Annotated in this window: 1 protein-coding gene; it reads right to left on the reverse strand. The window is 48.0% G+C overall.

What is annotated here, in order from left to right:
- Window positions 1-252 (reverse strand): hypothetical protein (locus ICN28_RS09485; protein WP_216288272.1); only part of this gene is annotated, 252 nt, incomplete at both ends.

A 252-nucleotide genomic window follows, 5' to 3' on the forward strand; every position in this document is an offset into this window, starting at 1 on the left:
AGCCATAGTCAGCTGAACCTGCTGTACCGTTTGCAGTTGTGAGTTTGACAAACTGATCTGTTGCACCAGTAACCGTGAATACAGCGTAAGGTGAACCTTCATTTACTGTCAGATTGTTAACTGTTAACGGACGATCATCATCCAATGGAGCGGTAGGCGTATCTGGAGTGCCAGTGGTATTAGCAGCTGTAAATATGCTGCCAGTGCCGTCGTCTTTAATCGTGCCAACACCAGTGACAGCTGTGCCACCTG

The sequence above is a fragment of the Polynucleobacter sp. 30F-ANTBAC genome, assembly GCF_018882385.1.
Lineage (GTDB): Bacteria > Pseudomonadota > Gammaproteobacteria > Burkholderiales > Burkholderiaceae > Polynucleobacter.